The 20180-nt window shown below is 50.4% G+C and carries 17 protein-coding genes and 2 pseudogenes; 10 read left to right on the top strand and 9 right to left on the bottom strand.

Annotation, left to right across the window (positions count from 1 at the left end):
• Positions 1 to 85: 85 nt before the first annotated feature.
• On the bottom strand, positions 86 to 358 hold the full coding sequence (locus tag BN1247_RS17765) for a nitronate monooxygenase (protein ID WP_231633432.1): 273 nt from the start codon (positions 356 to 358) through the stop codon (positions 86 to 88).
• Between the two features lie 35 nt (positions 359 to 393).
• On the opposite strand from BN1247_RS17765, the pseudogene BN1247_RS11095 reads away from it, so the two are divergent.
• The 5 genes and pseudogenes from BN1247_RS11095 to BN1247_RS11080 form a co-directional block, all read left to right on the top strand.
• Positions 394 to 1508: pseudogene (locus tag BN1247_RS11095) on the top strand (sigma-54 interaction domain-containing protein); the annotation flags it as partial.
• Positions 1488 to 1997 (top strand): helix-turn-helix domain-containing protein, encoded by a 510-nt coding sequence (locus tag BN1247_RS18415; RefSeq protein WP_261796067.1) that lies wholly within the window; start codon positions 1488 to 1490, stop codon positions 1995 to 1997. The pseudogene BN1247_RS11095 and the gene BN1247_RS18415, both read left to right, overlap by 21 nt.
• Positions 1998 to 2393: 396 nt before the next feature.
• Positions 2394 to 3677 (top strand): iron-containing alcohol dehydrogenase, encoded by a 1284-nt coding sequence (locus BN1247_RS11090; protein ID WP_054950440.1) that lies wholly within the window; start codon positions 2394 to 2396, stop codon positions 3675 to 3677.
• 99 nt (positions 3678 to 3776) lie between these two features.
• On the top strand, positions 3777 to 5237 hold the full coding sequence (locus BN1247_RS18220) for a GntP family permease (protein ID WP_054950439.1): 1461 nt from the start codon (positions 3777 to 3779) through the stop codon (positions 5235 to 5237).
• A 78-nt stretch (positions 5238 to 5315) separates the two neighbouring features.
• Positions 5316 to 6773, top strand: coding sequence for a CoA-acylating methylmalonate-semialdehyde dehydrogenase (locus BN1247_RS11080; RefSeq protein ID WP_054950438.1), 1458 nt, complete (start codon positions 5316 to 5318; stop codon positions 6771 to 6773).
• A gap of 144 nt (positions 6774 to 6917) precedes the next feature.
• On the opposite strand, the gene BN1247_RS11075 is transcribed toward BN1247_RS11080, so the two are convergent.
• The 3 genes from BN1247_RS11075 to BN1247_RS11065 are packed head-to-tail and all read right to left on the bottom strand — an operon-like array spanning position 6918 to position 10695.
• On the bottom strand, positions 6918 to 8060 hold the full coding sequence (locus BN1247_RS11075; protein WP_054950437.1) for a Ger(x)C family spore germination protein: 1143 nt from the start codon (positions 8058 to 8060) through the stop codon (positions 6918 to 6920).
• 2 nt (positions 8061 to 8062) lie between these two features.
• On the bottom strand, positions 8063 to 9610 hold the full coding sequence (locus tag BN1247_RS11070) for a spore germination protein (RefSeq protein ID WP_231633259.1): 1548 nt from the start codon (positions 9608 to 9610) through the stop codon (positions 8063 to 8065).
• A complete protein-coding gene (locus BN1247_RS11065; protein WP_054950436.1) occupies positions 9601 to 10695 on the bottom strand; it encodes an endospore germination permease in 1095 nt (364 codons plus the stop codon). The genes BN1247_RS11070 and BN1247_RS11065 overlap by 10 nt, the downstream gene beginning before the upstream one ends.
• A gap of 512 nt (positions 10696 to 11207) precedes the next feature.
• On the opposite strand from BN1247_RS11065, the gene BN1247_RS11060 reads away from it, so the two are divergent.
• Positions 11208 to 12230: a Gfo/Idh/MocA family protein gene (locus BN1247_RS11060; protein ID WP_054950435.1), complete on the top strand. Its 1023-nt coding sequence runs from the start codon at positions 11208 to 11210 to the stop codon at positions 12228 to 12230.
• Position 12231: 1 nt separating this feature from the next.
• The gene (locus BN1247_RS11055; RefSeq protein WP_054950434.1) at positions 12232 to 13215 is read left to right on the top strand and encodes a Gfo/Idh/MocA family protein; all 984 of its coding nucleotides are present in this window, start codon (positions 12232 to 12234) and stop codon (positions 13213 to 13215) included.
• A gap of 254 nt (positions 13216 to 13469) precedes the next feature.
• Here the strand turns inward: BN1247_RS11055 and BN1247_RS11050 are convergent, their stop codons facing one another.
• Both BN1247_RS11050 and BN1247_RS11045 read right to left on the bottom strand, forming a co-directional pair.
• A complete protein-coding gene (locus tag BN1247_RS11050; RefSeq protein ID WP_054950433.1) occupies positions 13470 to 14591 on the bottom strand; it encodes an alpha/beta fold hydrolase in 1122 nt (373 codons plus the stop codon).
• A 25-nt stretch (positions 14592 to 14616) separates the two neighbouring features.
• A complete protein-coding gene (locus BN1247_RS11045) occupies positions 14617 to 15444 on the bottom strand; it encodes a helix-turn-helix transcriptional regulator (protein ID WP_147675232.1) in 828 nt (275 codons plus the stop codon).
• A 257-nt stretch (positions 15445 to 15701) separates the two neighbouring features.
• Here BN1247_RS11045 and BN1247_RS11040 point away from each other — a divergent pair, with 257 nt between their 5' ends.
• The 3 genes from BN1247_RS11040 (at position 15702) to BN1247_RS11030 (ending at position 18227) form a co-directional block, all read left to right on the top strand.
• Entirely contained in the window at positions 15702 to 16487 is a 786-nt protein-coding gene (locus tag BN1247_RS11040) for a prolipoprotein diacylglyceryl transferase (protein WP_054950431.1), read from the top strand.
• A complete protein-coding gene (locus tag BN1247_RS11035; RefSeq protein WP_054950430.1) occupies positions 16480 to 17886 on the top strand; it encodes a radical SAM protein in 1407 nt (468 codons plus the stop codon). Before BN1247_RS11040 ends, BN1247_RS11035 begins: the two co-directional genes overlap by 8 nt.
• Positions 17887 to 17963: 77 nt before the next feature.
• Positions 17964 to 18227, top strand: a complete 264-nt coding sequence (locus tag BN1247_RS11030; protein WP_054950429.1) for a hypothetical protein — start codon at positions 17964 to 17966, stop codon at positions 18225 to 18227.
• Between the two features lie 233 nt (positions 18228 to 18460).
• On the opposite strand, the gene BN1247_RS11025 is transcribed toward BN1247_RS11030, so the two are convergent.
• From BN1247_RS11025 to BN1247_RS11020, 3 genes and pseudogenes are all read right to left on the bottom strand, one after another.
• Positions 18461 to 19033, bottom strand: coding sequence for a hypothetical protein (locus BN1247_RS11025; RefSeq protein WP_054950428.1), 573 nt, complete (start codon positions 19031 to 19033; stop codon positions 18461 to 18463).
• Positions 19023 to 19157, bottom strand: a pseudogene (locus BN1247_RS18215) (PadR family transcriptional regulator); the annotation flags it as partial. The gene BN1247_RS11025 and the pseudogene BN1247_RS18215, both read right to left, overlap by 11 nt.
• Positions 19158 to 19181: 24 nt before the next feature.
• Positions 19182 to 19973: an IclR family transcriptional regulator domain-containing protein gene (locus BN1247_RS11020; protein WP_082415902.1), complete on the bottom strand. Its 792-nt coding sequence runs from the start codon at positions 19971 to 19973 to the stop codon at positions 19182 to 19184.
• Positions 19974 to 20180: the final 207 nt, after the last annotated feature.

The following is a 20180-nucleotide window of genomic DNA, read 5'->3' as shown; positions in this document are numbered from 1 at the left end:
GCGTTTAAATAGTCGAAGCACCGATGGGCACGGGTCAATGTGATCCTAGTAAACAACAGCATATCGCCTGAGAAGTCGCATAGCGCTAACGAAGCATTGGCGTCGCTTCGTCGACGATGCGGTGGATCACTTCCTCGGCACTTAAGCCGTCATTGAACAGTTGTGTCGCCTGTCCAGCCCAAAGCGACATATATTGCACCACGTTTTGGGCGGCAGCGGCACGACGAATATCCAAGGTTATCGTATTTTGCGAAGGAAAGGGAAGCGGTGCAACGCCAGACGATTTAGCTGCTTCGATGAATGCGTTGCGAATACCCCATAGGCAAAATGATGGGAGGGTGAACGATGGAAACAGCAACAACCGATTTTTACACTGGGAATAATACGACTGACGCCGACACCTTGAACGTCATTTTGGAAAGCGCGTATGAAGGAATTGCCGTCGTCGACGCCCAAGGCATCGTCGTACAATTTAGCGATGCGTACAGTCGTTTTACCGGGATTAAAAAAGAGGACGCTCTCGGGCGCCACGTTACCGAAGTAATCGACAATACGAATTTGCACAACACAGTAAAGACGGGGATTCCCGAGCGCGGTGTACTGCAGACGATCCAAGGCAACCCGATGGTCGTCCACCGCATCCCGATTTGGAAGGACGGAAAAGTCGCGGGGGCAATCGGCATGCTTATTTTTGAAGGCGTTTCCGAACTGTATCACATATACGAGAAACTACAAAACCATGCGCTTCACCAGCAGGCGGAGTGGGCGCGTTCGAGTGCAAAACGCACCAGCACCAACAACGGCGAGAAGCGCGTCACGATTGCGCAAATAATTGGCGAGAGCGCACGCATGTCCGAAGTAAAAAGGTTGGCGCGGCGGGCGGCGCGCACGTCTGCGACGGTTCTCATAACAGGTGAAAGCGGCACGGGCAAAGAGCTTTTTGCGAAAAGTATTCACTATTTAAGTCCGTTCGCCGACGGTCCGCTCATTACCGTCAATTGCGGTGCGATTCCGGAAAACCTCATTGAATCCGAGTTGTTCGGGTACGAAGAAGGCGCCTTCACCGGGGCACGCAAAGGCGGTAAGCCGGGCAAAGTTGAACTAGCCAACAACGGGACGCTTTTTTTGGACGAGATTGGGGAAATGCCACTCCCAATGCAAACGAAACTTTTGCGAGCCCTACAGGAAAAAGAGGCCGAGCGAGTCGGCGGCATTACCAAATACGACTTTAACGCGCGCATCGTTGCTGCCACGAACCGGAATCTCGAAGAAATGGTCGCGAAGATTTATATTATCGGTTAAACATTATTCGCCTACACGTCCCGTCACTGCGCGAACGAAAGAGCGATATTCCGATTTTGTTGTCCCACTATTTAACGGAAATTTGCAAAAACTACCGCATCCCGGAAAAGCGATTGACCTCTGAGGCGGTAGCCGCACTCATTCGTTATCACTGGCCGGGCAACATTAGAGAGATGGTCAATATTGTGGAAAGATTGGTCACTTTAGTCGAAAAAGAGTGGATCGGCCTCGAGCACCTTCAGGTGAACCGGCTTTCCGCTAAAGGGAAACTCGCCGATGACGATAACTGTGGAAATTATACGTACTACGGAGATTACACGCTCCGAAAGGGAGATACGTACGGCAAGGACGACGTTTACTCCGCTGACAGTGCGTACCGCGCGGACGGCACGGCTGGCGTCCTATCTAACGGCACAGCTGGCGATACACCAAACGGCACAACGAACGGCACAGCTGGCGATATATCAAACGGCACAACGAACGGCACAGCTACAGAGCAGCAGGCGGTTGGTGGCGAGAGCGCTTCCCCTCACAACTTTATTGCGCAAATAAAAGTGCAAGGTCGGGAGCAGGAGCGAAAGATGCTGACACACATTTTGCGGATGGTGCGGGGCAATAAAACAGCAGCGGCGAAAATGTTAGGCATTCACCGCACGACGTTGTATCAAAAACTGAAAAAGCACGGCATCAGTTGATTGAAAGCGATACAGGCAAAAAAAATGGTGCCGTGTCCGCGAAATATTTTATTATCGCACAGTGTAGATAGTATGTAGTGAAATAACTACAGTTATAGTGAAAACACTACATTATAACTACACAACTGTTCTTCCAGTATGGGAAACGCGTTACATATTTTGAGTCCGTCGGCCGCACACGTTCTCAACTAGCGAGCGACTGTTATAGATAAAAAGTTAATAAACGGTATGGATGAGCCGTTAAGTGACTGTCGATGTACACATCTCGGTCGCTTTTTTTATATATATTCACCTTTTTTGCGACGCCACTTGGCACACTTATTGCTTTTACTTTATACGCATATTGTTATATTTTAGCGATACAAATGTGTCAAAACAGTTAAGGAGGAGTGCTGTGTGTCGTTTTTCGTATTCCGCACGCCGCAAACAATCGTTTACGGCAATGACAGTTTTCAACAAGTTGGGGCGGAAGCGTCGGCCTATGGGAAGAAAGCGCTAATCGTCAGTGACAACATCATCGAAAAGCTGGGGTACGTGCGCGAGTGTCAGCGTTATTTGCGAAGCGAAGGTATCCAAAGTGTCGTGTACACAGGAGTAAATAGTGAACCGACCGACGAATATGTCGCGGAGGCGTTAGCCTTGCAAAAAAAGGAACGGTGCGACCTCGTCATCTCGATTGGCGGCGGGAGTTGCATCGATACGGTGAAGGCGGTTGCCGTTTTAGCGACAAATGGCGGGTATATCGGCGACTACATGGACGACCAAAAAAAGGTTACCCGTCAGCCAATGCCCCACATGGCGATCCCGACGACAGCGGGAACCGGGTCTGAGGCAACGGATGTGACCGTTATTACGAACACGGCCGACGACGTAAAGATGATGATCAAACAACCAGCTTTCATGCCGTCTGTCGCTCTCGTCGATCCCGTGTTAACCCAGTCGTCGCCGGGTCGCGTGACAGCGGCGACTGGTATCGACGCACTCAGTCACGCGATTGAAGCGTATTTATCGAAGCGGGCTCAGCCGATGACCGATACGCTAGCGTTGTCGGCGATGCGTTTAATTACGCGCAACATTCGGCAAGCGTATCGGGAGGGCGACGATGTCGCCGCGCGGGAAGCGATGTCACTCGGATCGCTACAAGCGGGGATGGCCTTTACGAATGCCTCCGTATGTTTAGTACACGGCATGTCTCGCCCGATCGGCGCGTTATTCCACGTCCCTCACGGCGTCTCCAATGCGATGCTTTTGCCCGCGGTTTTACAATTTAGTAAGGACGCTTGCATTGAGCGACTCGCCGATTTGGGACGCATATTTTTATCCCAGGGGGCGGAATCGTGTGATCGTGGCTCGCAACCAACTGAAGCGGCGGCAGATCAACCCAAGCAAGCTACTAAATTTTCTAAAGAAGCCACTCGGTTGTCAGACCGAGAGGCAGCAGACGTTGCCGTGCGCGAGGTGAATCAGCTCTGCATCGACTTGCAGATTCTGAACGTGCGGGAGTGGGGCATCGATGAACAAACGTTTAACGACGCCATTGAAAAAATGGCGGAAGATGCACTGGCGAGCGGCAGTCCGGCCAACAATCCGAGGGTGCCGACGAAAGATGAGATTGTGGCTCTTTACCGCGTCTGTTACGACTACGACTATTCGTGCGCGAGCGTTGGAGTAGCCGAGTAAGCAGTAGCAATGTAAACGGTACAAAAAAGCAAACGCGCAAATGCGCAATCAAAACAGACGACAGCTAACGGCAAATCGTTAGCGAGAGGGGTGAAGACGATGTTCGGGCTTATAGGATTACTGGCTTCATTGGCGCTGTTGATGTATTTGACGATGCGGGGCATAAACATCATTATCGCTGCGTTAATCAGTTCCGTCCTCGTAGCAGTGACGGGTGGCTTAAATTTAGAGACGGCTTTAACGAAACATTACATGGAAGGCTTCACCGGTTACTTTGCGACGTGGTTTTTGATTTTTTTACTCGGAGCGATTTTTGGCAAGGTGATGCAAGATACGCGAGCGGCAGACAGTATCGCTAACTGGGTAAAAAACACAGTCGGACCATCGCGCGCCGTGTTTGCCGTCGTCGCCGCGGCAGCACTGATGACATACGGCGGAGTCAGTTTGTTCGTCGTAGGTTTTTCCGTTTACCCAATCGCAGTCTCGTTATTCAAAGTAGCAAATTACCCGCACCGCTTTATTCCAGCGGCTCTCGTGTTCGGGTCGATTTCGTTCACGATGACCTCACCGGGATCGCCTGAGATTCAAAACTTAATACCGACGAAGTATTTCGGCACGACTCCGACAGCTGGCGGTTTCATCGGCGTCGTCATCGGCGTTCTAATTATGGTGATCGGCGGCTTATACCTCGGTCGGGTCGTAAAGAAAGCGGTACAAAACGGAGAAGAGTTTGCCTTACCGCACGGGAACCGCCGCCTTACGCACGAGGGGGCGGAAAGTGGGACAACAGACAATCCAGCAACGAAACACGCCGTAGCGGGGAACGCGACAATGGGAATAGTAGCAAGCAAACGTACGGCGCCAGATCGTGAAGAAGAAAGTGCTGCGGCAGCGGAGACAGGAGCGACTGTACACGCGGCAGGCGGGGTGGCTGAAAACACGCTTCCCAACATCGTGTGCGCGGTGCTTCCGTTAGTGGCGGTCATAGCAATTTTGAACATTTTGGCCAACTATATGTCGTCGACCGGTGCGGCGCTCATCTCGTTAACGAGTGGTATCACCCTTGCCTGGCTACTCATGCATAAGCAAGTTAGCGAATATTGGGGTTCGTTAGCTAAAGGGGCGCAAGACGCGCTCGTAGCTGCAGCAAATACGTGTGCCGTCGTCGGCTTTGGCAGTGTCGCTGCGCACGTGCCAGCGTTTGATCGAGTCGTCGACACGCTAGTTAACATCCCCGGTCCACCAATGTTAGGACTGGCGATCGCGGTGACACTCATTTGCGGCATTACCGGTTCTGCTTCGGGAGGGCTCGGCATCGCCTTGCCGATTTTGGCGCCGCTCTATATGGCGCAAGGATTAGATCCGGGGGCGATGCACCGTATTTCGGCGCTCGCGTCGGGCGGTTTGGACTCGCTACCGCACAACGGGTACGTCGTCACGACGATTCGCTCCATTTGCGGGGAGACGCACCAGCGGGCGTATAAACCGATCTTTATGCTCAGTGTGCTACTCCCAACCGTTGCTTTGGGCATCGCTGTCATCCTATACTCGCTTTTCTAGGCCGTAGCTGTTATTCTAGCGCACTCGCAAGTCTAGTCTAGTAATTTCGACATTCATTTTTGGGAGGGGATTATTGAAATGACGACAACAAATGGACAAGTGTTGAAAAACTTCATCGGCGGCGAGTGGGTGGACGCCCACACGGAGATATACGCCACTGTACCCAATCCAGCCACGGGTGAAACGTTGGCCGAAGTGCCGTTATCGACGCAAGAAGATGTCGACCGCGCGGTAGCGGTAGCGAAGGAAGCATTTGTCTCGTGGCGTGCTACACCCGTTCCGAGACGGGCTCGCCTCATGTTTAAATATCAGCAACTGTTAGTAGACCATTGGGGCGAGCTAGCAGAGCTCATCACATTAGAAAACGGAAAAAGCTATAAAGAAGCGTACGGGGAAGTACAGCGCGGCATCGAGTGTGTCGAATTTGCTGCAGGGGCACCTACTTTAATGATGGGGAAACAGTTGCCCGATATTGCGACTAACATCGAATCGGGTATGTACCGCTATCCGGTAGGTGTCGTCGGCGGAATTACCCCCTTTAACTTCCCGATGATGGTGCCGTGTTGGATGTTTCCTTTGGCGATCGCTCTCGGGAACACATTCGTGCTTAAACCGTCGGAACGGACACCTCTCCTCGCCAACCGCCTTGCCGAATTGATGCAAGAAGCTGGACTTCCGGATGGCGTGTTAAACGTCGTGCACGGGGCTCGCGACGTCGTCAACGGCTTGCTCGCGCACAAGGACGTCCCGGCGATTTCCTTCGTCGGTTCGGAACCAGTAGCTAAATACGTCTACACGACGGCAGCTGCCAACGGGAAACGTGTACAGGCGCTAGCCGGTGCGAAAAACCACTCGATCGTTATGCCGGATGCTGACTTAGACATAGCGGCGAAAGAAATTATTAACGCCGCATTCGGTTCGGCCGGTGAGCGGTGTATGGCTTGTTCCGTCGTCGTATCGGTTGGCGATGTGGCAGAACCATTTCTCGCCAAGTTACAGCAGCGCGCCGACGAGATTAAAATCGGCAACGGCCTTGAAGCAGACGTGTTTTTAGGTCCAGTCATTCGCCAAGACCATAAAGAGCGGACCGCCAGTTACATCGCCCTCGGCGAACAAGAAGGGGCCACACTCGTGCGCGACGGACGCAACGACGCGTGCTACGAGGAACAAGGGTACTTTATGGGGCCGACGATTTTTGACAACGTGCGACCGACGATGCGTATTTGGCAAGAAGAAATTTTTGCTCCGGTGCTATCGATCGTGCGGGCCGACAGCTTGCAAACGGCGATCGAGATAACGAACGCCTCCGACTTCGGCAACGGCGCTTGCCTTTTTACGAGCAACGCCTCAAACATTCGGTATTTCCGGGAAAGTATCGAGGTGGGCATGTTAGGCGTCAACATCGGTGTACCGGCACCGATGGCGTTCTTCCCCTTCTCGGGATGGAAAAACTCGTTTTACGGTGACTTACACGCTAACGGGCCGGACGGCGTCGAGTTTTACACGCGGCGGAAGATGTTAACGGCACGCTATTAGTGAAAGCATACACAGAAAGGCTGACTTCAAATCCCCAGCGCATCGGCGTTGGGGGGGTTGTTATTAGCTGTGTTAGAATATGTTGCTGACAATTTGGAAATATATAAAATATCATTTATTTGACTGTATATAGTGTGTCATTATTTAATTCTTCTCCTTATATTTCCCTGTGTGTATGAGGTTGACCTTCACGTGAACCGAGGCTAAAGATTCTGGGGTGAGCGGGAACTTTTTTGCGTCGAGTTGTTTCCATTGTTTGTTGTGATACCGGTACAAGTATTCCTCTAACTGTAACAAGTCTGTTTCCCTTTTTAAACCGTGCAAGTACGTTTGTCTTACCTGTCGCGCGACTTCTTGTTCTGCGTGTCGCCGGATCAAATGAACAGGCGTGCTATCAAAAGACTCGACGAGATTTCCGTCAAGGGTAATCGTTACGTGGAAGCGAGGAATGCCATCTTTAATGTGCGACTTAACTGTCACCGATGGATCTCCCAAAGAGACCGTCGCCTGCCCTTTTCCATCCGCACGAAAAGTAAGCGGGCTCCGTACCGTTTTGCCCGTTATCCAGCGTGTGCCACGCAATTGTTTTTCAGAGAACGTGCCTTTATATTTTCGATCGTGTAAGGCGGCGACACCGCCAACACCGATGAGTGCTTTGCGCTCCATACTCTCTCGCCATTGGGAACGGTTTAGCGACAGCAACGGAAGTAAAACCGTTGAACCCGGCTCCCGGTATTCTGAAATAAAGCGGTGATATCTAAGAGGCGGCGTAATCGAAAGCTGGCCATACGTTTCTTGCGGTTGGTGCATAACGGAGATGAGTGGCGACAAATAGAAAAAAGGAAGCTTCGCAAAAACGTCTTCGATTTTTTCCTTCGTAGCAAATAGCCAAGGTGTGTAACGAATCTCCCGAAAGCGACCGAGGGAATCGAGAATGGGCTCAAGATCGTGTTGCAGCGCTCTCACCGAGACGAGTAAGCTCGATATATGGCTAAAGGAAATTTTTTGCTGGGCTGTATTATACAAGTTGTTGACTGCTGTGCTCGGTGTGTCGCCACTTGCTTTGCCCACCCATACCGGCACAGGTTGCGTCGGTTTGTCGGCCTCCTCCTTAGCGACGCTCGAGTGATCCAACAACTGCACGTAGACGGTGTACTTCCCATTGTCGTAATCGACGCCGAGAGCGGCTAAGTAGTTCACATCTTGAATATTCGTGGCATCCCAGCAAGCGGATAACAACAGGAGGGTCGGTAAGAACAACAATGTCGTTTTTACCCACTTTCTCATGGTCATTCGTCCTTCCGTCGTGTGTTATCTTGAATCGATAAGCTTTTAGGGCGATGTGTCATGTCTTTCCAAGGCAATTTAAACAAGGAGGCAAACAGCTCTTTGAACTGAAGGGGGGCGAGCGTTGCTAAATAAGGGACTTTAAACGACTCGAGCCGGGCCATATGAATGACGATCGCAAAGGAGGCGATAAAAAAGCCGAACATACCTAGAAAGGTTGCGCAGATTAAGACGAAGATGCGCAAGACACTTACCGTCCCACTTAACGAGTGGTTGACTAACGCAAACGTAGCGACAGCTGTCTGCGCAGCCATGACGAGGTGAGTCGAAGAGGCGAGGCCAGCGCGAACGAGCATTTCGCCTACAATTAAACCACCGACAACAGCGACGATTCCTCCGACTGCTTTGGGTAACCGTTCCCCTGCTTCACGGAACAATTCGAACAGTCCAAGTAGCAAAAAGGCCTCGAGGGGAACAGATACCGGTATGCCGATTCGCGACAAAGTAACTGTAGCTAGTAAGGGAAAAGGAAGTTGATCTACATTGAAGGTCGTCAAAGCGACCCAAAATCCGGGTAAAAATATTGCTACTAAAAAACCGATCAAGCGAAGGAACCGCTCAAGTGAAACGAAGTAAAAAGGCTTATACAAGTCTTCGGGCGACTTGAGCAGTAACGTAAAATTTGCAGGTGCAATGACAGCCATCGGTGAACCGTTGACTAAAATGGCAAAACGACCGCTCACTAAAGAGTGGACGACGAAATCAGGCCGTCCAATGTAATCTAACAACGGGAATAGGGAGTATGTCGAGTCGGCGATTATTTCTTCTAGCTGTGGGCTTCCGTGTAAGGCGTCAATGTCAACTTTGTTTATTCTTGTACGTGCTTCCTCGACAATTTCCGGGTTAATGATGTCGCGTATATACAGAAGGGATACTTTTGTTTGACTTCTCCTCCCGACCGTGAATTGCTCGTGGCAAAGAGAATTTGTCGCCAGGCGTTTGCGGATTAAGGCGACATTCGTCGTCAGTTCTTCTGTAAAGGCGTCGCGGGGACCTTTGATGGATAATTCCGTATTCGATTCACTCGGCGTGCGGCGCGGTGGATCGGCGATATCGACAGAGTACAGATCACTATCATTCGGGAAGAAAATAACGAGCTCTCCTGCATACACCGTTGTAATCACTTTAGTTAATAGCGGTTTGTCTTCCATCTTTTCTAGTGCCAACGTTTTTTCCTCCGGCGGTTTGTCACCACTTGGGAGAAAACCACGTGCGATCATTTGTTCCAGTCGCGGGAGGACGATCTCGTTAATTTGTTTCGTATCAGTCATACCTTCGCAGAACAAAAGTAAAATAGGCTGTTCATTTTTTTCACTCCCGAACCGATATTTTTGTACGTGTACATCTGCGCTATCGGCAAATGTCTCCCGTAAATGTTGCTCGGTAATTTTTTCTGTTCCCGCCCCTTCCTCAATCGTCTGATCAGGTTGTTCGGTCGCTGTTAGTTGACGGAAAAAATTTTGTAAGTAACGAAAGGGGGTTATGCGCACGATCCTTTTTTCCTCCTTTTAGCCATAAGCACAAGCAAAAATAATGCAAGCGTGAGTACAGCGACGGAAGCGAGGGAAAGCGGGAAGTAAAAGCGGTTAAGAAAATTGAGCATACTGGCATCGCCGATCGGCAATTGGACGAAGAAAACGATCGCGATACTGAAAGACAAAAGAAAGATGGTCCGGTAGCGCTTCGTGAGACTCAGGCAGTCAGCGAGTAAAAACATGGCTGCTGCAATGCGAATAAGCGCCCCGGAGAGCCATTGATAGATAGACAAAAAGTCAACGTGGCGGATGTATTTCCCGATCGTCACCAAGCGCCATTGTTCATACGCGGGGTATCGTTGCTTGGCAACTTCATCGGGTCCGAAGGCAGCGATCGCTCCAGTCAACGTACCGAAAATGAGTAGTAGTAAAAAAAGACCGAGTAACAGTAAGGGGATAAAACGAATCCTCCTCCGCACGTATTGCTGTAGCTGAAGAATGATAATCAGTTCTGCGATGCCTCCTCCGACGTAGACGAGACCACTTAGCACCGGATTCCAACCGTGCTCGAAGAGGGGTAAAAGCAATGTGTAGTTTTTTTCCGGGAGGTTGGCTGACATGACAAAATCACCGAAAATGATGACAACAGGTAATAAAATCCCTGCAGTTATGCCGATCGTACGCATACCGGAGATGGCGGCGAACAGACAGACAGCTGTAAAGGACGCAGCGATCACGATGACCGGTGTTTGCGGTAGGTAAAATACTTTCGTCCATCCTGTCGTATCTTTTAACGTAAGAAGTACGATGCTCGTTAAATAAATAAACATGAACATCTTGACGGCTAACGTCACGCCTATTCCAAAGTGGGCTTTTAACCAAGAGAAAAGCGGTTCTGGATGGATATTCTTTATGATGTAACTAAGCAGCCCGATCCATAACAGCATAGGGACAATCGTAAGGACGACGCTCAACCAGGCGTCCCGTTTCGCTGTACCGATTAAAGGGGGTAAGATGGTTACGTGATTCATCAACCCGGTCGCTAAGACGATGACCATAAAGGAAAGAAAAACGCTAATTTTATGCGAGCTAGGTGTCATGTAAATCACTTCTTTCGATGTATGTTACAAGCTGTATATTTATGTGCACAATATAAACGAATCAGCGCACCTAGCCATCTCGCCATACCGGGAAAAATTAACACGACTAACTTTAGGACACACAGTTGTTGGTTTTTCCATTTTGCACTATTTTTATGTATCGTTGCCCCGTGTTACATATTTGTTAAGGGTTTATTCATTTCTCACTAAATAGTGGCGGAAATATCCGGCGCGTGGTATGCTTATCATGATTGTAGTCAATGGGTCATAGGGTTAACTATTCACTGCTGTTGAAAGCGGTAACGTGAAAATCGCAAATCAAGCAGGCTTTGTATAGTCCGAAGGAGAAATGTAAGCGTGTAGGAATCGGTAAAAAAACGAACGTCTCAAACGAACGTCTCAGTAGAACGGATAAACATGTATCCGGTTAGTGGAGAGAGTAACTGTAGGACGTGGAATGAAAACAGGCAGCTAGAATGAGCAAAGGCGAACGATTTGGTGGGGTGAGAGGAATGAACAAACCGTTAAAAGTCGCCGTGCTTGGGACAGGCACGATGGGAAAAGTACACGCGGATGCATGGTCGCGCATCGCCGGAGCGCAGTTAGTTGGCATGACGTCACTCGACCGCGAGGAGACGCAGCGGTTAGCGGATCGGTACGGCGCACAAGCGTACGATTCGGTTGACGACATACTCGCGGCGCCCGATGTCGACGTTGTCGACGTCTGTCTCCCGACATATTTGCATAAGCCGTTGATCGAGCAAGCGGCTCGGGCAGGCAAGCACGTCATTAGTGAAAAGCCGTTAGGATTGAACGTCCAAGAAGCTACTGAAATTATCGATACATGTAAGCAGCACGGCGTCCAACTGTACGTGGCGCACGTCGTCCGCTTTTTCCCGGAATACGTTCAAGCGCACGAACAGGTGAAAAACGGTGCCGTCGGCAAGTCCGGTGTCGTCAATATGACGCGCGGCGGTCACTTTCCGCGCGGCTGGAAAAATTGGTACGCGGATAAGGAAAAGAGCGGTGGCCTAATTCTCGATATGATTATCCACGACTTTGATTGGTTGCGGTGGACGTTCGGCGACGTCTGCCGCGTAATGGCTCGCTGTCAGTCGCGCCTCACTGGCGACGATCCGCTCGAGTATGCGCTCGTCACGTTGCGGATGGCGGACGGTACGATCGCACACGTCGAAGGCTCGTGGGCACACGCGACGTTCCGCACCACGTTTGAAATTGCGGGTGCGGACGGTATGCTCGAACACGACAGCCGCACGAGTACGCCGCTTACAGTGAGTCAGCGCGGGACAAAAGTAGCGGCAGCGCAAGGGGTAGCTGTCCCGGAAAGTCCGCTGGCAGAAGGACCGTACGAGCGTGAACTGAGGCACTTCACCCAGTGTCTGTTAACCGGCAGTGAACCGATCGTCACTGCGTACGACGCGTTAAAGGCGGTCGAAATCGCGCAAGCGGCGCTAAAGTCAGCGGAAACAGGCGAAGTGGTTACACTGAAAGCGGAAGCGGAAGAGGTGAACTGACGTGAAGATCGGAATGATAAGTTTTGCGCACATGCACGCCTACAGTTATGCCGCCCATTTACACGCCCATCCGGACGTCGAGTTAGCCGCGATTTGGGACGATGATCCCGCGCGCGGTACAGCGGCGGCCGAGCAGTTCGGCGGGACGTTCTACGAAGATTTGGCAGACTTACTCGCTACAGATCTCGATGCGGTCGTCGTATGTTCTGAAAATAACAAGCACCGCGCACACGTCGTCCAAGCCGCGCAAGCGGGTAAGCACATTTTGTGTGAAAAGCCGATTGCAACGACAGTCGCTGACGCCGAAGCGATGCTTGCCGCGTGTAAGGACGCGGGAGTCATTTTACAAATCGCCTACCCTGTACGTTTTGCGCCGGTAGTCCAGCGCGTGCGCGACATCGTCCAGTCGGGGCAGTTAGGGGAGATTTTGGCGATTAAAGGCACGAACCACGGTCAGATGCCGGGTGGCTGGTTTATTGAAGAAGAGCTGTCTGGGGGCGGCTCGGCGACAGACCATATCGTACACGTGATGGACTTGATCCGCTGGATGCTGCAAGATGAAGTGAAAAACGTGTACGCGGAATTAGACACGCGCTTTTACGACATCGCTGTCGAAGACTGCGGCATGGTCAGTTTAGAACTCGAATCGGGCGTCATCGTGACGATCGACCCGAGCTGGTCACGGCCAAAAACGTTCCCGACGTGGGGCGATGTGACGATGGAAATTGTCGGTACGAAGGGGACACTGTCAGTCGATGCGTTTAAGCAGGCGCTGCATTATTACAACGACCGCGAAGGAAAGACGCAGTCGCTTCCGTGGGCAGAAGATATGGACAAACGCTTAATCGGCGACTTCGTACAGTGTGTAAAGCAGGAGGGCGAGCCTTCAATTACGGGTGAAGACGGGCTTAGGACGCTCGAAGTCGTGAAGGCGGCGTACGAATCGAGCCGGACGAAGCAAGTTGTGACGCTTAACCGCAGTTAAAATGGAAGTCGACTATTAGAGATTTACTTGGACGTATTAAGAGGCGTTTCGCAAACGGAGAAGGGCGGAACGCCTCGACGTGTTTACGCATCGTTTGCGAACTCGATCGAGCCACTCGCTTTTAAGAAATGTCTATCGGATATTCTCGGCATGTATCCCACACGCATAGCGACCACTTATAGCAGAAAGCCGGTTGTTCTCCTGCACAGCGGTGTGTCGCGAGCGGAATTGTCATCGTGGAAAAGCGAGGTATGTTAGTTTTTATCGTGCAACCACGACAAAATGTAACCGATCGCTAAGTCGTAATTCCCGACCCGACAGTGCTGCTCCCCACCCTCCGCTGTAGTGAAAAGCCTGCTCGTGACCCGGGCACGGGGCAAATGATTCCGTAAATAATCGAAGTGCCACTGCGGAATATAGTGGTCCTTTTCGCCTGCGAGCAGCAGCACACGTTGCTCGATGCGGTTCAGCAGCCCTTTCAACGTATGTTTTTCAATCGCGCGATAAAAATCGAACGGCGAACGCGTGCCAGTAATATACATGCCGTGGGTGATGCCCCAATTGGCGAGCGTGTCCTGCTGCATTTTTTTGCGTACGAGGGCATTGATGATTCGCTTGCAGCTGAACTTATACAGTTGTTGCAGTAACGTTCTCGCAGGCTGCGGCAATAAGTGAAACAGCACATCGAGCCCGTCATAGCACACATCGTAACAGACGACGTGGGCGATCCGCTTCTCCATCGCCGCCGCCCTTAGAGCAAAATACCCGCCCCAAGAGATTCCGACTAAGGCCACTTGGTCGAGCTGGAAATAATCCAAAATGGCGCCTACCGACTGTTCCCATTTCTCGTTGAACGTCATGCCTTGCCGCAGTGTGGCGCCTTGTCCTTCCCCTTCAAATAAGAGAACGTTGTATCCGGCGCGCGCGAACCGCTCGCAGATGAGGTAAAATTCTTCAATGAAAGAGTCGTATCCTCCGTGTACGAGGACCGTCTGAGATGTGTCGGCAGGTGCGTCCGCTTCGATGAATAGGCAAGGCAAGTGACCACCCTTAAACGGCACCTGATACCTCACGGCGGAAGGGACTGCTTTCTGAAACATTTCCGCCATTTTGTGATACATAACATTTTTTGCGGGATCGTCGTCCATTAGCATGAATTCTGCCATGCGGTAGTAATACATGCTGTGGACGTATCTACCTTCCCCTTCAGCGATTTCCGCCATACGTCGCCATTCCACATACCATGTCTCGAAATTATGTATGTTGGCCGCGGCAGCATACACTTCTTCGCGGTTGCAGGCCACATCGCCGAAGGACAGTACCCGGTTTACTTGAAAATTGAAATTAACATCGTCGAAAATTGCTTCGAATGCCACATCGATCATCTCCTTCACGGTCAGTTTACGAAAAATCGCGTGTAAACACATGAATGAGACGGTCATTTTTTTGTTGCTTCTGGAAGACGCCACTCGGACTAACGCCGAAGTTTTCCTTAAACACGCGTGAAAAGTGTGCCGCATCGGCAAACCCGTATAGATGGGCCGCCTCTGTGATCGATTTTCCGGAGAGGGCTATTTCCTTAGAGGCGTGAAGCAGTCTTTTCCACGTCATATACTTCATAAGCGAGATGCCCATTTCTTCAGTGAACAAATGAGTCACTCGCGATTTAGACAAAAAAACACTATTTACGGCATCTTCATAACGTAAGTGAGTGAAATCGCTTGACTCAATATATTGAATAACGTCAGAGACTCTGTCGTCTAGCTGTCGCAATGGGGGGACTCCTCGCAACAACTGTTCGACGGTCGAGTAGATTAACTCATTGATGGCTGCGTTATTCGGCGCGCTGCCGTCAATCGTCCGCGTCATCGCTTTGGCGTTTGTGGTTAGGTGAGGGTTGTGGAAATAAACGATACCTTCATAAGCACTTTTTTTATTTTGAAAATGGTGGTTACTAATCCGTCGTCCGATCGTCGTTTCTGGATTGAACAGTAGGGATAAAATGTTCCCGTCGCCATAGACGACGTGTTCAACATGGCTGTCTATTATGGCGGATGCATCTGTTTGATACCGATTAATCGCCAACGTATTCGTCGGTATAAGTAGTTGAATCCCGTAATGACGGTGTGGACGTTCGTTTTGCTCGTTACCGAACAAGACGAAAAATTGTTCTGCAATACCGATAACCTTCATTTCCTTCCCTTTCGTTTGCAAGTAGTTCCGGATCAATAGATTTGCATCGAGTGTATGATAACTGCGCGGGATCGTCAATAAATTTTGCCTTTATAAATGTTGACTCAAAGTTGGGAAGGTCCTTCTACATAGATAAAGAAGGACTTGGTAAAATATTGTCGAATACTTAAATCGTGGCGAATACTTATTGATCACGGGTGATCTGTGTGTGGTGTGAATAGCTTCGCAATAAGAAACGACACGTAAAACGACACGTGAAACGACACGTGACGACGATTGGAAGGAGGTTAGTGATGCAGTTTCCGGTATGGATCGAGCTCGGTCCGGTAAGGCTCCATCCTCATTTTGTGATGGAGGCGCTTGCTTATTTTCTCGGTTTTCGTTTGTACCTATGGTTCCGTCGACCAGAGAGGTTGTCGCGCACCGTTCAATGGTCGGTCATCGCCGGCGCAATCGTGGGGGCGGCGTTTGGGTCAAAAATACTCGCATGGCTGTACGACCCGTCTGTCTTATGGGCACATATTGCTAAGCCACTTGACGAGCCGATATTTTGGATGGAAGGGAAGAGTATTGTCGGAGGATTACTCGGCGGTTTAATCGGGGTGGAGCTGGCGAAGAAAATGGTCGGGCACACCGCTTCAACAGGCGACGATTTAACGTTACCGCTTATATTCGGGATGGCTGTGGGGAGGATCGGTTGTTTTTTGACCGGGTTGGAGGACAACACGTACGGCATTGCTACCGCTTTGCCTTGGGGGATCGACTTCGGGGACGGTGTATTGCGGCATCCGACACAGTTGTATGAGCTACTGTTTTTACTCGCGTTAGGAATTATGCTCTCGTTTATCAAACGAGTCCTGCATCGAGAAGGGGACATTTTTAAGCTGTTTATGGTTACGTATTTCGCCTTCCGGTTAGGCGTTGACTTTATTAAACCGTACCCGCGTCCGTATATCGGGTTGGGGGCGATTCAAGTCGCTTGTGTGCTAGGGATCCTATATTACACCCGCCACTTGCCGCGCCTCATCCGGTTACTTAAAAAAATGACAAGCGAGAGGAGATTGACTGGACATGTCTGAACGGCCATACATTTTTTATGAATTAACGAACAGCATTTGCTCCACTTGCTACCGTAAGGTCGAAGGGAAAATTGTCGAACAGGACGGTAAAATGTACATGATCAAGCGTTGTCCGCAGCACGGGGCGGAACGGGTGCTAATCGCGAGTGATGCCGCATATTACAAAATGTGCCGCGCCTACTTAAAACCGTCCTCGATGCCCCGCCACTTCAATATACCGATCCGCTACGGGTGTCCGTACGACTGCGGCTTGTGTCCGGATCACGAGCAGCATAGTTGTCTTGCGCTCGTCGAAGTGACGGAAGCGTGCAATTTGAAGTGTCCGATTTGCTATGCGGAATCCTCTCCTCAGCGGCAGACGTTTCGCAGCTTGGCGCACATTGAGGCGATGCTCGACGCGGTCGTCCGCAACGAAGGCGAGCCGGACATCGTCCAAATTTCCGGTGGCGAACCGACCATCCACCCGGACTTTTTTGCTATTCTCGACGCGGCGAAAGCGCGACCGATTAAGCACATCATGGTAAACACGAACGGATTGCGTATCGCTAAGGATCGGGATTTTGTGCGCAGGCTAGCTTCGTACATGCCGGGGTTTGAAATTTATTTGCAGTTTGACAGCTTCGAAGCGGAAGCGCTCAAAGAGCTTCGCGGTGCCGACCTCCGCAACATACGCGAGCAAGCAATGCAACACTTGAACGAGTTTAATATTTCCACAACATTAGTTGTCACTTTGAAAAAAGGGTTAAACGACAATGAGATTGGGCGTATGATTCAGTATGGGTTAAAGCAGCGCGCGGTACGTGGCGTTACCTTTCAGCCGATTCAAGCGGCGGGGAGGCTGGAACAGTTTGACCCGGCAGTTGATCGCCTCACGTTGAGTGAAGTAAGGGAACACATTATTGCGCAATCGGGTGTATTCCGCCAAGAAGATATCATTCCCGTGCCGTGTCATCCCGACTGTTTGGCCATGGGGTATGCGCTTAAGGTAGGAGAACAAGTGGTGCCGTTAACTGGGCTGATCGATCCCGATGTGTTATTAGCGGGCTCGGGAAATACAATCGTGTACGAGCAGGACGAGACGTTAAAGGAACACATTTTTTCACTCTTTTCCACGAGTCATTCGCCGGAATCGTCCGCGCTGTCTCTAAAAAATCTGTTGTGTTGTTTGCCGCCGGTGCAAGTACCGGAGTCGATTGCGTATGACAATGTGTTTCGCGTTATCATTATGCAGTTTCTCGATCCGTACAATTTTGACGTCCGCTCGGTGAAAAAATCGTGTGTGCATATCGTGCATCCCGACGGACGCATTATCCCGTTCGATACGTACAACATGTTTTACCGCGACGGGCGCGAGACGTTGCTTCAGCAGTTGCGCGAAGAAATGGTGCCGATGACGTAGGTAGCGATACAACATTAGCGCTATGAATGTTAGCGAAATGAGCGTGGCGCAAAATAGATTATGTGGGGAGTGGTGTTATGGAGGAAGAAAACCGTGAAACAGGTGACGGTTGGTCTGGTTGTGCCATTGTATTTGGGTGCAATTTTTTGGCTCTTACTCTATCTATAGGTTTGGGATATTTTATACAATTCATCCTGCTTATAGGGGTGATCCAATTAATTTATATCATCCCGCTCATAATCGTGGCTAAACTTAAGGGAAAGACCGATCTCGTTAAGGGTATGGCGATTGGGGCAGGTGTGGTCTTTCTCCTACAATCACTTTGCTACGGTATGCTTTAGACCGGAAAAAGTGTCAAGTGCATAGGCTGTCTAGGTGAACGCTTTAACCGGAAAATTGACTTCTCTTCGATGGACTGTGTGCAGTTATTGTATGCCATGGAGAAGGCGATGAGCAACAGATGACTACTTCAAATTGAATGTAAAATTGGGCCTACTTAAGCTAAACGATGTAGGCCCAATGACTACTGCATTTGCGAGGGGGCTTTTCTATAAACATTCGTTTGTCCTCTGAATTATTTATTTTTCAATACGATCATGGCGTTGCTAATCAGCCCTAATCCCATTCCGGTAGTTACGCCAACGATAGCGCCAATTAGCGTATCGATCCACCCGCCAGCGAGGAACATCTCCCGCCCACCGCTACCGAGAAATCCAATGAGTGCGCCGGTTGAGAGCCCAAAGAACATGAATCCTGCGTAAAACAGACCGATCGCTTCGTAATCTGCAGGGTCGCGGTTTTTATAGTACTCGGCAAACCGCTCCTGCAAGTCGGCAGACTTTGCGGATTCACTGCGAAACGTGAGCTCCTCTTGGGCGCGTGCAAACGCTTCTTGCTCGGAAAGTCCTTCTGCGATCAAATCGTTCATGTAGTCGCTCATGTAAAGCACCATATCGTTTTGCGCTTCGAGTGAGGTCTCAGAGCGGCTCTTAAACTTTGCGAGTTTCGCCATAAACTTGTTCTTGGCCTGACCAGTTTTCCGCCTGAGCTTCTCCAAGTAGGTCATCTCGGCTTCTTCTAAATAGTGCCGTGACTGCTCTTTGGCAAATTGGTTCATTTTCTCCTTAATTTTAGGACTAAAGCTCATTGTCTTCACCTCCATGATTTCTCAACATTTGAATACGCCCACTTAGAAAATCCCATCTTTCCCAAAAAGACGCCAATTCTTCAATCCCCTTTTCGTTGAGCGTGTAAAACTTCCTAGGGGGCCCATTTCTGAAGGTTTTTAAATTAGCTCATACGAACACCGCCCCTGAAGCTGCAATCGCCGTATTGATTGAATCCGCCGTCTGCCGAAGAAGTGGTAGAAATTCCTCCAATAAAATCTTTTTGGATACCCGACCGGCATGCGCTGAACAGTTAATCGCCGCGATAACGCGGCCGTTTGCTGCGATCGGGACAGCGATGGAACGAAGGCCTTCCTCGAGCTGTTGGTCGACGCATGCCCAGCCGCGTTCCCGAACTTCCCGGAGTTCCGCCTTCATCGTTGCTTTGTCGGTGATCGTGTTCGCCGTGAACGACTTGAACGGAATTTCATTGAGGGTGGCATCTTGTCTATCCTCCGACAGGTGGGCAAGGAGGATGTGACCCATTGAAGTGGCATAGGCCGGGAGACGAGAGCCGACGTCGAGGTTAATGCTCATGATCCGGTTAGCGGGAACACGAGCGACGTAGATGATATGGGTTCCGTCCAAGATTGAAATCGAGCACGATTCACCAGTCTTCTCTGCGAACTTCCGCATAATCGGGACGGCGAGGTTCCAGATGCTCTTCGAGGAAAGATAGGCGTATCCCAGTGTAAGTGTCCGCGCGGTAAGTGAATAGATGCCGTTTGACGATTCAGCGAAACCCAACGCCTCAAGTGTAAGCAAAATGCGGCGGACGGCCGGACGCGACAGTCCTGTCTTCGCGGCGGCCTGGCTGACCGTTAGCTGAGGGGTTTCCTGCGAAAAGGCTTGAATGACGATGAGGCCGCGTTCAAGGGATTGGATAAAGTCACCCGATTTCCTGAATTTATTTATTGACAATCTAGATGCTCCTTCCTATACTTAAAACAAGGTGTACGCTATAAGATGTTTTGTACGTATATCGTACAATATTAAAGCGGTTTCTGTCAACGCTTTTATTGTATCCAGTCGCTGCAGACATAACGTTTCACGAAAGGGGTGGTATGAACAGTTCAAAATTGAGCTTCTGACGAAACCGAATCGGAACAAGTCGGTGACTATGAGGCC

The sequence above is a fragment of the Numidum massiliense genome (assembly GCF_001375555.1).
GTDB lineage: Bacteria > Bacillota > Bacilli > Thermoactinomycetales > Novibacillaceae > Numidum > Numidum massiliense.
The sequence above is the reverse complement of the archived record's forward strand: the minus strand, read 5'-3'. Positions and strand labels throughout refer to the sequence as shown.